18 protein-coding genes are annotated in these 14589 nt (G+C 70.7%); 12 read left to right on the top strand and 6 right to left on the bottom strand.

The features are described 5' to 3' along the window. Nucleotides 1–81 precede the first annotated feature (81 nt). The 3 genes from IE275_RS18940 (at nt 82) to IE275_RS18930 (ending at nt 2052) form a co-directional block, all read left to right on the top strand. Nucleotides 82–687: an RNA polymerase sigma factor gene (locus IE275_RS18940; protein ID WP_229870352.1), complete on the top strand. Its 606-nt coding sequence runs from the start codon at nt 82–84 to the stop codon at nt 685–687. Further along, on the top strand, nt 684–1601 hold the full coding sequence (locus IE275_RS18935; RefSeq protein WP_189712494.1) for a CU044_5270 family protein: 918 nt from the start codon (nt 684–686) through the stop codon (nt 1599–1601). The genes IE275_RS18940 and IE275_RS18935 overlap by 4 nt, the downstream gene beginning before the upstream one ends. A gap of 121 nt (nt 1602–1722) precedes the next feature. Next, nucleotides 1723–2052: an SRPBCC domain-containing protein gene (locus IE275_RS18930; protein ID WP_229870351.1), complete on the top strand. Its 330-nt coding sequence runs from the start codon at nt 1723–1725 to the stop codon at nt 2050–2052. 31 nt (nt 2053–2083) lie between these two features. On the opposite strand, the gene IE275_RS18925 is transcribed toward IE275_RS18930, so the two are convergent. Next, complete coding sequence (locus tag IE275_RS18925; protein WP_189712493.1) at nt 2084–3061, bottom strand: isopenicillin N synthase family dioxygenase; 978 nt, start codon at nt 3059–3061, stop codon at nt 2084–2086. Next, entirely contained in the window at nt 3054–3512 is a 459-nt protein-coding gene (locus IE275_RS18920) for a nucleoside deaminase (RefSeq protein ID WP_189712492.1), read from the bottom strand. Before IE275_RS18920 ends, IE275_RS18925 begins: the two co-directional genes overlap by 8 nt. 124 nt (nt 3513–3636) lie before the next feature. On the opposite strand from IE275_RS18920, the gene IE275_RS18915 reads away from it, so the two are divergent. After that, nucleotides 3637–4422: a CDP-alcohol phosphatidyltransferase family protein gene (locus tag IE275_RS18915; protein ID WP_189712491.1), complete on the top strand. Its 786-nt coding sequence runs from the start codon at nt 3637–3639 to the stop codon at nt 4420–4422. On the opposite strand, the gene IE275_RS18910 is transcribed toward IE275_RS18915, so the two are convergent. From IE275_RS18910 to IE275_RS18895, 4 genes are all read right to left on the bottom strand, one after another. After that, a complete protein-coding gene (locus IE275_RS18910; RefSeq protein ID WP_189712490.1) occupies nt 4361–5152 on the bottom strand; it encodes a MerR family transcriptional regulator in 792 nt (263 codons plus the stop codon). The genes IE275_RS18915 and IE275_RS18910 overlap by 62 nt on opposite strands. A gap of 45 nt (nt 5153–5197) precedes the next feature. Continuing rightward, nucleotides 5198–6310: a helix-turn-helix transcriptional regulator gene (locus IE275_RS18905; RefSeq protein ID WP_189712489.1), complete on the bottom strand. Its 1113-nt coding sequence runs from the start codon at nt 6308–6310 to the stop codon at nt 5198–5200. Between the two features lie 371 nt (nt 6311–6681). Next, the gene (locus tag IE275_RS18900) at nt 6682–6915 is read right to left on the bottom strand and encodes a hypothetical protein (protein ID WP_189712488.1); all 234 of its coding nucleotides are present in this window, start codon (nt 6913–6915) and stop codon (nt 6682–6684) included. A gap of 430 nt (nt 6916–7345) precedes the next feature. Next, nucleotides 7346–7759, bottom strand: coding sequence for a PLD nuclease N-terminal domain-containing protein (locus IE275_RS18895; RefSeq protein ID WP_189712487.1), 414 nt, complete (start codon nt 7757–7759; stop codon nt 7346–7348). Nucleotides 7760–7926: 167 nt separating this feature from the next. Between IE275_RS18895 and IE275_RS18890 the strand changes: the two genes are divergently transcribed. The 8 genes from IE275_RS18890 to IE275_RS18855 all read left to right on the top strand — a co-directional run bounded on the left by IE275_RS18890 (nt 7927) and on the right by IE275_RS18855 (nt 14524). After that, nucleotides 7927–9384, top strand: coding sequence for a menaquinone biosynthesis decarboxylase (locus IE275_RS18890; RefSeq protein WP_189712486.1), 1458 nt, complete (start codon nt 7927–7929; stop codon nt 9382–9384). Continuing rightward, entirely contained in the window at nt 9381–10283 is a 903-nt protein-coding gene (mqnP, locus tag IE275_RS18885) for a menaquinone biosynthesis prenyltransferase MqnP (protein ID WP_189712485.1), read from the top strand. Before IE275_RS18890 ends, mqnP begins: the two co-directional genes overlap by 4 nt. A 170-nt stretch (nt 10284–10453) precedes the next feature. Beyond that, a complete protein-coding gene (locus tag IE275_RS18880) occupies nt 10454–11104 on the top strand; it encodes a UbiX family flavin prenyltransferase (RefSeq protein WP_189712484.1) in 651 nt (216 codons plus the stop codon). Between the two features lie 79 nt (nt 11105–11183). Further along, on the top strand, nt 11184–11639 hold the full coding sequence (locus IE275_RS18875; RefSeq protein WP_054238669.1) for an Lrp/AsnC family transcriptional regulator: 456 nt from the start codon (nt 11184–11186) through the stop codon (nt 11637–11639). A 46-nt stretch (nt 11640–11685) separates the two neighbouring features. Then, nucleotides 11686–12849 carry an aminofutalosine synthase MqnE gene (gene mqnE / locus IE275_RS18870; protein ID WP_189712483.1) on the top strand — a complete coding sequence of 388 codons (1164 nt, stop codon included), beginning with the start codon at nt 11686–11688 and terminating at the stop codon, nt 12847–12849. 56 nt (nt 12850–12905) lie between these two features. Continuing rightward, a complete protein-coding gene (locus IE275_RS18865) occupies nt 12906–13430 on the top strand; it encodes a GNAT family N-acetyltransferase (protein ID WP_189712482.1) in 525 nt (174 codons plus the stop codon). A gap of 75 nt (nt 13431–13505) precedes the next feature. Continuing rightward, on the top strand, nt 13506–13820 hold the full coding sequence (locus IE275_RS18860; RefSeq protein WP_189712481.1) for a DUF4229 domain-containing protein: 315 nt from the start codon (nt 13506–13508) through the stop codon (nt 13818–13820). 59 nt (nt 13821–13879) lie between these two features. Continuing rightward, nucleotides 13880–14524 (top strand): TetR/AcrR family transcriptional regulator, encoded by a 645-nt coding sequence (locus IE275_RS18855; RefSeq protein ID WP_189712480.1) that lies wholly within the window; start codon nt 13880–13882, stop codon nt 14522–14524. Nucleotides 14525–14589: the final 65 nt, after the last annotated feature.

Genomic DNA, 14589 nt, shown 5'->3' with positions numbered 1-14589 from the left:
TACAGGTCCGTTCCGGGCAGGCCGGTTCCTGTGGCTCAGGTCACAGGAACCGGCCTGTGTCGTACGGACAGGTAGAAGGGCGTGGATACGAATCTGCGAAGACGCGTCCGCGCGGGGGATCACGACGCTTTCGGTGAGCTCTTCGACGCGTACGCGCGCTCCGTCTACAACCACGCTTTCCGGCTCACGGGGGAGTGGGCGATCGCCGAGGAGGTCGTCTCGCTGACCTTCCTGGACGCCTGGCGGCTGTGCGGGAGGCTCGACGAGGAGGGCGGTTCCCTGGGGCCCTGGCTGCTGGGCATCGCCACCAACGTCACGCGCAACACCCGCCGCGCCACCCGCAGGCACGCGGCCGCCGTGTCCCGTCTCCCGCGGGACGAGACCGTGCGGGACTTCGCCGACGAGGTCGCCGGACGCGTGGACGACGCGGTCCAGCTGGCCCTCGTCCGCACCGCCCTGGCGCGGCTGCGGCGGACGGAGCGGGAGGTGCTGGCGTTGTGCGTGTGGTCCGGGCTGGACTACCGGGCCGCCGCCGAGGCGCTGGGGGTGCCCGTCGGGACCGTGCGGTCGAGGCTCTCCCGGGCTCGCACGAAACTCGCGAAACATATGGAACTCCCGCAAGCGCGCGGACAGGTGAGAGGGGACCGCACCACCGCGGTCGGGGTCCTGAAGGAGGAAAGCCGATGAGCCGGCTGGCAGAACGGGATCTTCCACCGGACCGTCACCGACTCCTCAAGGAGCATGTGATGGCCGAGATCCGGCACGCCGAGGCCGCTTCCCGGATCCGCCGGGCCCGGCGGCGGCCCGTCCTGGCCGCGGCCGCGGTCGCGACGGTCGCGGCCCTCACACTGGTGGTCCTTCCGTCCGGGGGCGCCGAGGGCGTACGGCGGCCCGGCGCGGCGGTGACATCCGAGTCCGACGAACTCCGCGGCGCGCGCGACGACCAGTACACGTACGTCGACATGCTGGTGTCCTGGAGCTCGACCGAGATCGCCGAGGACGGGAAGTCCACGACGACGCTGCGGCCGGTGCACCGGCTGGAGCAGTGGGAGGCCGTGGACGGCACCCGCAAGGGTCTGATCATCGAGCAGGGGGGCGAGGGGAAACGGGTCACTCAGCCCGACCGGCCCCCGGGTGAGGAGGCCGAGCTCCTGTCCACCGACTATCGGCGCCTGTCCTCGCTGCCGACCGACACCGATGCGATGTACGCCTGGCTGCGCAGTACGGCCGCGGTGGCGGTGAAAGGAGGTGATCCCGACCCCGGCCAGGTGATGTGGCTGGTGGCCGGCGACATGTTCGGCAGCGGAATGCTGCCGCCGAAGCAGAGTGCCGCGCTGTACCGGGCCGTCGCCCGGATTCCCTCGGTGACCGCCGTCAAGAGCTCCGTGGACGCCGCCGGACGGCGGGGCGTGGCGCTCACCCACCGGCAAACCGGCTCCCCCGTCCGTGAGGAGTGGGTCTTCGACCCGGCGTCGTACCGGTTCCTGGGCACCCGCAGCGTGTACGTCGAGGACGAGGGCGGCATCAAGAAGGGCACGGTCGGGAGCACCACCGCCATTCTGAGCCGCGCGGTCGTCGACGAGCCAGGTCAGCGGCCGTAGCGCGTGCACGGGCCCCCGCCAGGGTTCACGCTGGTGTCATGACCGGTTCCATCGAACAGGGCTCCAGCCAGGCCCACGGGAACACGCACATCCTGCACTTCCTGGTGCGGTCCCGAAGCCCATGGACGCGGTCTGGCCGGCGCTGGCGACCCCGGAGGGGATCGGCGCCTGGTGGACCGGCGTGGACCTGCTCGAACCCCGGCTCGGTGGCGCGGTCGCGCTGCGCGGGGCGGGGAACGGGCAGGTCACGGCGTGGGACGTGGACCGGGTCGCCGAGTACTCGGTCGAGGGCGGCCGGATCCGGTTCCACCTGGAGCGCGACGGTGACGAGGGGACCGTGCTGCGCTTCACGCACGAGTTCCAGGAGGGTGCCGGAGACGGCGCGAGCGAGCCCGCCTGGCGAGCCCGCTTCGAACGTCTGATCGAAAATCTAGGGGGTGGTGGGCGCTAGGGCCTTTCTTTCGAGATCCGAAAGAGAGGCGCTAGGGCTCCATCGCGATCGAGTCCAGCTTCTCCCGCAGGTACACGTGCGAGTCGACCGGCGCGTACGCCACCCGGCCCACCGGGGCGGGCACGGACCGCACGACCGTCCCCGGGGTGCACTCGCCGAAGTAGACGAGCGACATCAACTCCTCGGCGGGCTCGTCGGCCGGGGGCGGCAGCACCCGGTGCCGGCCCGAACGCCACCGGTCGCCGGTCCAGCGGGCCATCAGGTCACCGATGTTGATGGTGAACGCGGCCGGATCGAACGGCGCGTCCTGCCAGCCGCCCTCGTCCGTCCACACCTGTAGCCCGCCCTTGCCGGCCTGCCGGTCGAGGATCGTCACGGTCCCGAAGTCGGTGTGCGGCCCGATCCGGAACTGCCCCGGCTGCGGCTCCCCGACGACCTCCCGTCCCGGGTACCAGTTGATGTTGAAGCCGTACGTGGGATGCGCCATGTGCCGGGAGAAGAAGTCCGGTTCCAGCCCGAGCGCCTCGCCGAGCAGCGCGAGCAGCAGCTCCTCCAGCTCCGCCATCCGCGCCAGGTACTCCTCGCACAGCGGCCGCAGCCCGGGCACCTCCGCCGGCCACACGTTGGGCGCGTACCACTCCGCGTTGACCACCGGGTCGTCGAAGGGCTCGTGCGTGGCGAAGCTGAGCGACTCCTTCAGGTCCGGCGGCGTCTCGGTCCCCTCCGCGTACCCGTTCGCCTCGGCCCCCGGGCCCAGCCACCCCCGCCCCCCGACCCGCACGCCGTAGGGCTCCTTCACCTCGGCGGGCAGCACGAAGAACTCCCGCGCCGCCTCCCGGATCCGCTGCCGCAGCCCGCTGTCCACCCCGTGCCCGGTCACCAGCAGAAACCCGGCACCGCACAGCGCCTCGTCGACGGTCCGCGCGATCCGCGCACGCGCCCGGGGGTCCCCGGAGAGCCAGGGGGCGAGGTCGACGGTCGGGATCCGGGGGGCCTGTCGCTCACTCACCGATGTCCTCGTTCCACAGGGCCGGGTTCTTCTCGACGAAGTCACGCATCAGCGCGACGCACTCGGGGTCGTCCAGCAGCACGATCTCCACGCCGTGTTCCGCCAGCCAGTCGTGGCCGCCGTGGAAGGTGGCCGCCTCGCCGACGACCACCCGGGAGATGCCGAACTGACGGACCAGGCCGGAGCAGTACCAGCACGGCGAGAGCGTCGTGACCATCGTCGTACCACGGTACGACCGCCGCCGGCCCGCCGCGCGGAACGCGGCCGTCTCCGCGTGCAGGGACGGGTCGCCGTCCTGGACCCGGCGGTTGTGGCCGCGGCCGAGCAGTGTGCCGTCCGGGCCGTACAGGGCGGCGCCGATCGGAATGCCGCCCTCGGCGAGCCCGGCGCGGGCCTCTTCCAGAGCGGTGCCGAGCCAGCTGCGGGCGGTCGTGCGGTCCACGGGGTTCATGACCTCACTGTGCGCCACGGCCGGTGCCGGTGCCGGCCGATGCGCACAACCGCCCGCCCGCGTCGGTCTCTTGGGTGCTCTGTACCCTGGCCCGATCATCGTGGGGCTTGTGGGAGGAACGGTCATGGGTGCTGCTCCGGTGCTGGAGGAGCTGCGGGAGGTCTGCCAGCCGCAGGCCAAGCTGGCGAGCCGCAACGGCGAACACTGGGCGGGCCGGCTGTACATGCGCCGGGTGTCGCTGCGGTTCACGCGTCAGCTGGTGCGCACTCCGGTCACCCCGGACCAGCTGACCTGGACGATGGTGGTGTGCGGGGTCCTGTCCGGCGCGGCGCTGCTGATACCGGGCCTGGCCGGTGCGGTGCTCGCCGCGCTCTTCATGCAGCTGTTCCTGCTCTTCGACTGCGTGGACGGCGAGGTCGCCCGCTGGAAGGGGCAGAACAGCGCGACCGGTATCTACGTCGACCGGCTCGGCGCCTACCTGGCCGACGCGGCGCTGATGATCGGCTTCGGTTTCCGGGCCGCGGAGTCGGGTCTCGGGGGCTGGAACGGCTTCAACGGCTGGGTGTCGCTCGGCCTGGCCACCGCGCTCGGGGTCGTGCTGCTGAAGGCGTCGACCGACCTGGTGGACGTGGCCCGGGCCCGGCGCGGGCTGGCCGTCGCCGACGACGAGGCCACCGCGCCGCGTTCGCAGGGTGTCGCGTCGGTGCGCCGGCTCGCCGCCGCCTTCAAGATCCACCGGGTGACCAACGGCATCGAGGCCTCGCTGGTCCTGCTGGTCGTGGCGGTCGCCGACGTGGCGTCCGGTGACGTCGGGCCGACCCGCTGGGCGCTGGCCGCGATCGCGGTGATCACCTGGCTGATGGTCCCGGCCCACCTGCTGTCGATCCTGTCGTCGTCGCGTCTGCGGTAGGACGTCCGAGGCCGTCCGGGCCCTCGGGCCCTTCGAGGTAGTCGTACAGCCGGCCCGCACCCGCCAGCATGGCCCGGGTGCGGGCCGTCAGCGTCTCGGCGCGGGCCGCGAGCGCCGCCCGCAGCGCCTGCCGGCTGCCGCCCTCCCGGCGCAGTTCGTCCAGTACGGGGCGGATCTGGCGGAACAGGTAGTGGCCGGCGCGCAGGCTGTGCACGATCCGGGCGTCGCGCACGGCGGAGGGCCCGTAGCTCCGGTAGCCCGTGCCGCGTTCCCGGTCCGGTGTCACGAGTCCCGCGCTCTCCCACACCCGCAGCGCGGACGTCCGTACGCCGAGCAGGGCGGCGACCTCCCCGATGCGCAGCCCGCCGGTGCGGGGCGGGGCCGCGGTGTCCCCGGTGAGCGCCTCCAGTGCCTCACCGGTCGCGCGCAGCGCGGCGCGCTCGTCGTGCAGCGCGGCGTGCGCGGCGTCCACGAGGGCCAGCGCGCCGGGGACGTCCCCGGCGTGCAGCGTCCGCATGATCCGGGCCGCCGGCACCGGCCCGTACCCCTTGACCAGCGCCCGGTACGCCAGCAGTGCCCGCCGGTGCACCTCGCCGAAGGTCCGGTACCCCGACTCGGTCCGCCCGGCCGCCGGCAGCACGCCGGCGTCCTCGTAGTTGCGGATCTGCTGCGTGGTGACGCCGGCCAGCCGGGCCAGGTCCACGGGCCGCAGCCGGCGTTCGGCGGTCATGGGGCGGACTCCCGGGGAAGGGGCGGGCAGGACGGGGGCTGTCCGTCAGGTGGTCTCCGGTGCCGGGCGGCCCGCGCGGCGCATCACGATCGACGGGCGGCGGCGCTGCTCCCAGTAGTGGCTCAGGGTCGGGGCGGGGACGCGCGGGTAGAGGCGTCCGTACCGCGCGTAGTTGTTGCGGACCGTGATGAGGCCGTTCTCGGTGGGCGTGGCGTAGGTCTGGTCGCCGCGCTGGAGGACGGTGGCGTACTGGCGTATCTGGAGGACCGTGAGGTCCTCGGAGGGGGCGTAGCGCGAGGTGCTGGACAGGGCGATGCCGTCGAGTCCGGCGTTGGCGAGGGCGACCATGAGGCGCCACTGGCGGACGTTCATCGCCTCGGACAGGAACCGGCTGAGGTTCTTCGCGGTGGTCGGCGCGGCGCCGTCGATCAGGGACTCCAGACGGATGCGGCGGCTGCGGGCGCGGGTGGCGGCGGACTCGGTCTGGGCGAAGGCCTCGTCGACCTTCATCCGGGCGTGGTCGCGCAGCAGGTCGCGGTAGGTGTCGAGCTCGGCGCTGACGAGCCGGCAGGCGACCTTGGCGGGGCGTTGCAGCAGCGGGGCGATGTGCTGGAGCAGGGGGTCGGTGAGGTCGATGACGGCCGGGCTGTGTTTGCGGTGGGCCCGTTCGAAGACGGTGCCGAGCTGTTCGGCGAGTTCGTTCTGGCGGGCGATGGCCGCCGGGTGGCGCAGGAGCGCGCGGTCGATCACGGCGGGGGTCACGCCGAAGGTGCGGGCCAGGCTCATGCGTACGGTGCCGTCGTCGCGTACGGGGAGCAGGGCGTGCCGCTCGATGTTGGCGTAGCCGCTGCGGCTGATGCCGACCCGGGCGGCCGCCTCGGCCGCGGTGAGGCCGCTCTGGCAGCGCAGGCCGTGGATGTCGGCCAGGGCGCGTTTGAGGCGCAGTTCGCGGGCGGGGATGTCGAAGAGCTCGCTGAGCTGGGCGATGCGTCTGGGGTCGGGCTTGGAGGTGTTGTTCTCGTACGCGAGGACGCGGCTCTTGGAGGTGCCGAGGCGTCTGGCCACGGCTTCCGCGCTGAGGAGCTGTCCGTCGACCCGGCGGGTCAGGCGGGCGGTGCGCAGGGCCTCACCGTCGAAGTTCGCCGTTCCCCGGGCCACGGGCGCCGACTCCTCTCGTCGGTCTCGTCGGATCTTCAACTACCTCTGCTAGCTCCCACGGTACCGTTCAGGCCTACAATCATGCACAGGGATTCACTCGGGAGAGTGCTTTCACGGCTTTTGGCACCTCACATCCTGTGCTGTGGCACCGTTGAGAACTGATATGGGTTCCCGGAGCGCGGCGCAGGCGCGAGGATGAGCGCGTACGCGGGGGCGGCTTCTCGGGGGATCCCTACAGTGGAACCGTCTCCGGAGTGCGTTGCTCCACGACGACTTACCGAGGCAGACCGTGAGCCCGTGTCCTGGCGGGAACCTGAGCACGGGCCCACGTACCGGCTATTCGGTAACTGACGGCGGATGAGGTCCCAACCTCATCCGCCGTTGTCGTACAGGTCGAGCATCAGCCGGACGAGCCAGTACAGGCACTCTCCGGCCACGCGCACCCGACGCCTGCGCGGCGCGTTACCGCGGTCCGGCTCTGGAGTGCCGCGCGGGGGAGCGGCGCTGTCCCGTGCGGCCGCGGTGTCCGGTACCGGTGGGTCCGGATCGTGCGGTTCTGGGGGGACGGCGTCGTCCCGGTCGCTTGGCTGGTCAGAGCTAGCCACGGACCTGCTCCTTTCTGTTGGGTGCCGGGCCTGGTGAACCCGTACGGCGCCCATCGGGCACCGGCACAGAAAAGAGCTACAGAGGAGACTACCGGGTGTCGGGGCCGGAACCGTTGTCACTCATGTGGGTCAACTCGACGTGTAGGGAGGGTGCGAGGCGACGGGTCCGCGGGGCGGGGTGGGTGTTCGAATAGATGAGTCGACATTCCCTGTGCATCGCGCAGTACAGCACCTTCCATGTGAAGGGAGTGTTCGAGTAACTCCCTTGTGAATGAAAGGAGTCGTTACCCCTGGGTAGTCAGAAAAAAGATGCGCAAGTTCCTTGGGCAAATCTTGCCCGGCCGGTCGCACCTCGCCGACGATGTATCATCTTCCGCTCATTCGGCACGAGTTGACCCCGGAATGCCGACCTTGAGCTGCCCCGGCTGTCCTAGCTGTCCTTGGGGTCTTCCTCGGACTCGCGGCGCTTCAGCTCCTCCTCGCGGCGGCGGAGATCGGCCTCCCAGTCCTTGAGGAGCTGCTCGTCCTTCTCGCCGTTCTCGCCGTTCTCGCCGTTCCCGTCCTTCGCCGAGGCGGCCTCGTCCTTGAGGGACTTGAGGAACTCGGGGTTGTCGTCGGGGGCGACCCACTCGGCGGGCCCGGCGCCGCCGGCCGGGGCGTGCCGGACCTTGCCGGCCACCAGCCAGGCGACCGGGCCGACCAGCACCTCGCCGAAGAGCAGGATGATGATCACCCAGATCACCTTCGGCAGCCCCCGCACCTCCTCCTCCGGAGTGTTGAGGCAGTCGATGAAGGCGTAGATCCACAGCGCCAGCACCAGCAGGAGGGGCAGATACCTGAGCATGGTGGCGGGTTCCCCCAGAGAACGGTGACGGACCGCGGGTCGGGCCCGATGACGGGGTCAGGGTAGCGGGTGGCACAAACGGCGAAAGCGCCGTCCCGCGGTGACCGGAACGCTCCTGGCGGGGGCGATGCGTCGGCGGGGGGAGGGCCTCGGCGATACTGGGACGCATGGCTTACGACGATCTTCGTTCCCTGCTCAGGGCACTGGAACGCGAAGGCGACCTCAAGCGCGTCAAGGCCGAGGTCGATCCGTACCTGGAAGTCGGGGAGATCGTCGACCGGGTACAGAAGGCACAGGGCCCCGCGCTGCTCTTCGAGAACGTGAAGGGCTCCGACATGCCCCTCGCGATGAATGTCTTCGGCACCGACCGCCGCCTGCTCAAGGCGCTCGGGCTGAAGTCGTACGCGGAGATCTCGGACAAGATCGGCGGACTGCTGCGGCCCGAGCTGCCGCACGGCTTCGTCGGCGTGCGCGAGGCGTTCGGGAAGCTCGGCGCGATGACGCACGTACCGCCGAAGAAGGTGAAGTCCGACAACGCGCCGGTGCAGGAGGTCGTCCTGCACGGCGACGACGTCGACCTCGACCGGCTTCCCGCGCTCTTCACCTGGCCGCAGGACGGCGGCTCCTTCTTCAACCTGGGGCTCACGCACACCAAGGACCCGGAGAGCGGGATCCGCAACCTCGGGCTCTACCGCCTCCAGCGCCACGACAAGCGCACGATCGGCATGCACTGGCAGATCCACAAGGACAGCCGCAACCACTACCAGGTGGCCGCGCGGCGCGGCGAGCGGCTGCCCGTCGCCATCGCCTTCGGCTGCCCGCCCGCCGTCACCTACGCCTCCACCGCACCGCTGCCCGGCGACATCGACGAGTACCTCTTCGCCGGGTTCCTCGCGGGCAAGCGGATCGAGATGGTCGACTGCAAGACCGTGCCGCTCCAGGTGCCGGCGCAGGCCGAGGTCGTGATCGAGGGCTGGCTGGAACCGGGCGAGATGCTACCGGAGGGCCCCTTCGGCGACCACACCGGCTTCTACACCCCGCAGGAGCCGTTCCCCGCCCTGAAGATCGACTGTGTGACGATGCGGAAGCGGCCGCTGCTCCAGTCGATCGTGGTCGGCCGGCCCCCGACGGAGGACGGCCCGCTGGGCCGCGCGACGGAACGCTTCTTCCTCCCGCTCCTGAAGATCATCGTCCCGGACATCGTGGACTACCACCTGCCCGAGGCCGGCGGCTTCCACAACTGCGCGATCGTCTCGATCGACAAGAAGTACCCCAAGCACGCGCAGAAGGTCATGCACGCCGTCTGGGGCGCCCACATGATGTCCCTGACCAAGCTGATCGTGGTCGTCGACTCCGACTGCGACGTCCACGACCTGCACGAGGTCGCCTGGCGGGCCCTCGGCAACACCGACTACGCCCGCGACCTCAGCATCGTCGAGGGCCCCGTCGACCACCTCGACCACGCCTCCTACCAGCAGTTCTGGGGCGGCAAGGCGGGCATCGACGCGACGAAGAAGTGGCCCGAGGAGGGCTACACCCGTGACGGCGGCTGGCCGGACATGGTGCTCCCGGACCCGGAGACGGCGGCGAAGGTCGACCGCCGCTGGAAGGAGTACGGCCTGTGAGCTCCGCCTCCGCAGCGCTCCCGCAGCCGGGACGCACCAAGGCGTTCCTGCGCCTGGTGATGATCGAGCACTCGGTCTTCGCGCTGCCCTTCGCCTACATCGCCGCGCTGACCGCGATGTTCCAGCAGGACCGGAACATCCACTGGGGGAGGCTGCTGCTGGTCACCGTCTGCATGGTGGGCCTGCGCACCTTCGCCATGGCGGTCAACCGGATCATCGACCGCGAGATCGACGCCCGGAACCCGCGCACGGCCCACCGCGAGCTGGTGACCGGCGCGATGTCCGTGAAGCACGCCTGGACCGGCGCCCTGATCGCGGTCGTGATCTTCCTCGGGTCGGCGGCGCTGCTCAACCCGCTCTGCCTGGCACTGGCGCCCGTCGCGGTGATCCCGATGGTGGTGTACCCGTACGGCAAGAGGTTCACGAACTTCCCGCAGGCCATCCTCGGTCTGGCCCAGGCGATGGGCCCGATCGGCGGCTGGCTGGCGATCACCGGCGAGTGGTCCTGGGACGCGGTCGTCCTCGGTCTCGCCGTGGGCGTGTGGATCGGCGGCTTCGACCTGATCTACGCCTGCCAGGACATCGAGACCGACCGCGAGACCGGTGTCCTGTCGGTTCCGGCCCGCTTCGGCGTCCCGGCCGCGATCCAGGGCGCCCGCGTCTGCCACGCGATCACGACGGCCCTGCTCGTCTGGTACGCCCTGCTGACCGACGCCGGCGCGTTCTTCTGGCTCGGCCTGCTGATCGTCGCCGGCGCCTTCGTCTACGAGCACACGATCGTCCGCCCGCACGACCTGTCCCGGCTGAACAGGGCGTTCTTCTCCGTCAACGGCTTCATCGGGATCGCCCTGTTCGGCTGCGCGCTGCTGGATCTCCTGGTGCGGGGTCTGACCGTCTGAACACGGCCGCCCGACGTCGAGTGCGGGACCCCGGGGAGGACCGACTCCCCGCTCGGCGGGCTCACTGCCGCCACCGCTCACGCCCCGTGGACCCGAACGCGCCCACCGGTCCTGAAGACCTTCCCGCCCACCGGTACGCTCAAGGTGTGAACGCAGGAGAAACGCAGCGCGTGCCTTGGATCGTGGGGGTGTCCGGGGCGTCCGGGACGCCGTACGCCGCCGCTGTGCTGCGGGCCCTGCTCGCCGGGGGCGAAAGCGTCGACCTGGTGGTCAGCCGGGCCTCGCGGCTCACGCTCCTGGACGAGACGGGGATCTCGTTCCGGGACGCGCACTGGCGGGACGACCTGCGGGAATGGCTCGGGCGGGGCGCCGACGGAAAGCCGGACACCTTCGGTGCACCGGACGTGGACCGGGTGCGGTACTGGGGCGCCGGGGATCTCGCCGCGGGCCCGTCCTCGGGGTCGTATCCCGCGAAGGGGATGCTGATCGTCCCGGCCTCCACCGCCTGCGTCGCCGGTGTCGCCCTCGGGCTCTCCAAGGATCTCCTCCAGCGTGCGGCGAGCGTGACGCTCAAGGAGCGCCGCACGCTCGTCGTCGCCGTACGGGAGACCCCGCTGAACGGGCAGACCCTGCGTCACCTCGTCGCTCTCGACGACGCCGGCGCGAGTGTCGTGCCCGCGTCGCCGGCCTTCTACGCGGGCGCCACCCACATCCAGGACCTGGTCGACTTCGTCGCCGGCCGGGTCCTCGACGCGGCGGGGGTCGCGCACGGTCTGTACCGCCGCTGGGACGGCGAACTGGGCGGAACGCGGGCCACCTGAGCACCCTTTGGGCACCTCCTGAGCACGTTGCGGTACCTCTCATCTCTTCAGGAACTCTGATCGGAAGGCTTCGATTCGCATGGACGCGGTGGACAGGCAGCTCATCCAGGCTCTGCGGGAGAACGGCCGGGCCTCCTACGCGGAGCTGGGACGCCTCGTCGGCCTGTCGGGACCCAGCGTCACCGACCGCATCAACCGGCTGGAGGCGGCCGGTGTCATCACCGGCTACCGGGCGACGGTGAACGCGGCCCAGCTCGGCCTCGGGGTCACCGCCCTGATCGGCATCTCCCTCTCCGACGCCGCCGACCACGAGGACGTGGCGAACCGGATGAAGGACCTGAGCGAGATCGAGGACTGCTGGTTCATCGCCGGCGACGACTCGTTCATGCTCAAGGTGCGGGCGAACGACGTGGACGGTCTGGAGAGGATCATCCGACGCCTCAGCGGGACCAAGGGTGTCTCCCGGACCCGTACCACCATCGTGCTCTCCACGAAGTGGGAGAACCGCGTCGGGGAGCTTCCCGAAGAGGTGTAGTCCCGTAGGCGTACGGTTAGGCGAGTTGTCGGAGAAAGGTGAGGGCATGGACGTCGGGCTCAAGCGCGAGCTGGAGGCGAAGGTCAGGGCCGGTGAGCGGCTGACCCGTGAGGACGGCATCGCGCTGTACGAGTCGGACGACCTGGCCTGGCTGGGCGGACTCGCGCACGAGGTGCGGACCCGCAAGAACGGCGACGTCGTGCACTTCAACGTCAACCGCCACCTCAACATGACCAACGTGTGCACGGCGTCCTGCGCCTACTGCTCGTTCCAGCGCAAGCCGGGCGAGAAGGACGCGTACACGATGCGCATCGAGGAGGCGGTGAAGCTCGCCAAGGCGATGGAGTCGGACAACCTCACCGAGCTGCACATCGTCAACGGCCTGCACCCGAACCTCCCGTGGCGGTACTACCCGCGCTCGCTGCGGGAGCTGAAGGCCGCGCTGCCGAACGTCTCCCTGAAGGCCTTCACGGCGACGGAGATCCACCACTTCGAGACGATCTCCGGGCTCTCCGCCTCCGAGATCCTCGACGAGCTGATCGACGCCGGTCTGGAGTCGCTGACCGGCGGCGGCGCCGAGATCTTCGACTGGGAGGTCCGCCAGCACATCGTGGACCACCGCACGCACTGGGAGGACTGGTCCCGGATCCACCGGCTGGCGCACGAGAAGGGGCTCAAGACCCCGTCCACGATGCTGTACGGCCACATCGAGGAGCCCCGCCACCGCGTGGACCACGTGCTGCGGCTGCGCGAACTCCAGGACGAGACGGGCGGCTTCCAGGTCTTCATCCCGCTGCGCTACCAGCACGACTTCGTGGACATGAAGGACGGCAAGGTGCGCAACCGGCTCCAGGCCCGCACCCAGATGGCCACCGGCGCCGAGGCGCTGAAGACCTTCGCCGTCTCCCGGCTGCTCTTCGACAACGTCCCGCACGTCAAGGTCTTCTGGGTCATGCACGGTGTCCAGACCGCCCAGCTCGCCCTCCAGCACGGCGCGGACGACATGGACGGCTCGGTCGTCGAGTACAAGATCACCCATGACGCCGACAACTACGGCACGCCCAACAAGCTGACCCGCGAGGACCTCCTCGACCTGATCCGCGACGCGGGCTTCCGCCCGGTGGAGCGCAACACGCGCTACGAGATCATCCGCGAGTACGACGGCCCGGACCCGGCCCGCCGTGAGGCGCCGCAGCCCATGCGGGTCTGAGCAGCGCGTCCGGAACCGCGTTGAGGCGAAGGCAGGGTAATGACTACCCTGCCTTCATGCCCCTTACCTTCACACTGGACCCGACCGTCACCCCCGCCCTGCGCGACGGTGTCCTCGGCCTCTGGGCGGACGTCTCCAACGCGGGCGGAGCCGTCGGGTTCGTTCCGCCGGTGACCCGCGAGGAGATACGTCCGGAACTGGTGAAGCACCTCGCGGCCATGGCCGAGGGCCGGCACCGGCTGCTCGTCGGGTGCGACGAGACCGGCGAGGTGGCCGCGACCGCGTTCTTCTCCTTCAACACGCACCGGCTGATGACCCACTGGGTCTGGCTCTACACGGTGATGGTCCACCCCCGCCACCAGGGCAGGGGCTACGGCCGCGACCTGCTGGCGGCCGCCGCCGACGCGGCCCGCGGCTTCGACGGCATCGACGCCATCCGGCTCACCTGCCGCGGCGGCCTCGGCCTGGAGCGCTTCTACGGCTCCTGCGGCTACAAGGAGGTCGGCCGGGTCCCCGCCGCGATCCGGGTCGCCCCGGGCGACGACCGCGACGACATCACCCTGCTGCTGCCGCTCGCGTGACCCCCTTCGAAGATCGGCGGTCCGTCGTGCTTCACTGGACATCGGCCCTGTTTGGATACGGAAGAGTGGGTTGAGATGCTCCGCTACACACTGATGCGCCTCGGTGTCTTCGCCGGCTGCCTCGTGGTCGTCTGGGGCCTCGTCTACTCGGGTGTCGTGCCGCGCGGCTTCGGCGACTCCAACGTCATGTGGATCGTCCTGCTCGCGCTGGTGGTCTCCGCTCCGATCAGCTTCGTCGTGCTGCGCAAGGAGCGCGACCGCGCCTCGGAGACCGTCGTGCGGCGCGTGGACCGGATGAAGGCCAACCTGGAGGCCAGCCGCTCCCAGGAGGACGCGGCGGTGGACACCGCCCAGGGCCAGGCGACGCCCGGCCAGGCCCAGGCCTCCTGACACAGTCGCTCCTGGTCCGGGGGGAGTTGCGACCGGCCGCGCCCAACTAGGCTGGTCCCATGGGTGCCGTGAAGACCAAGCGGATGCCGCGTGCGGTCCGTGAGCAGCAGATGCTGGACGCCGCCGTGGAGATCTTCGGCCGGCGGGGGTACATGGCCGCGTCGATGGACGAGATCGCCGAACTGGCGGGCGTGTCCAAGCCGTTGGTGTACCTGTACCTGAACTCCAAGGAAGACCTCTTCACCGCCTGTATCCGGCGGGAGGCCCAGGCGCTCGTGGCGGCCGTGCGGTCCGGCGTCCGCACCGATCTGCCGGCCGACCGTCAGCTCTGGGACGGACTGCTGGCCTTCTTCGCGCACACCGGGCGACATCCGCACGCCTGGTCCGTCCTCCACCTCCAGGCCCGCACCCACGGTGAGACCTTCGCCGCCGAGGTCACCGCGATGCGGGAGGAGATCGTCGCGTTCGTGACCCAACTGATCGTCGTCGCGGCCCGTGAGGCGCACCGGGACCCCGACCTCCCCGAGCGCGAGGTCGCGGGTCTCGCCGAGGCCCTGGTCGGCGCCGCCGAGTCCCTCGCCGCCTGGGCCAACACGCACGAGTCCGTCACCCCCCGCCAGGCGGCCACCACCTTGATGAACTTCGCCTGGTCGGGCCTGGCAGACCTGATGGAGGGCAACGCCTGGACGCCGCCGGAGGGCTAGGGCCTTTCTTTCGGATCAGGCCGGCTCCAGTCCGCGGGTACTTGTCGGCGCGACCCCCGGCAAGA

This window comes from Streptomyces phaeofaciens, assembly GCF_014648915.1.
GTDB lineage: Bacteria > Actinomycetota > Actinomycetes > Streptomycetales > Streptomycetaceae > Streptomyces > Streptomyces phaeofaciens.
Note: the sequence above shows the minus strand (reverse complement) of the source record. Positions and strands in the feature narration are given on the sequence as shown.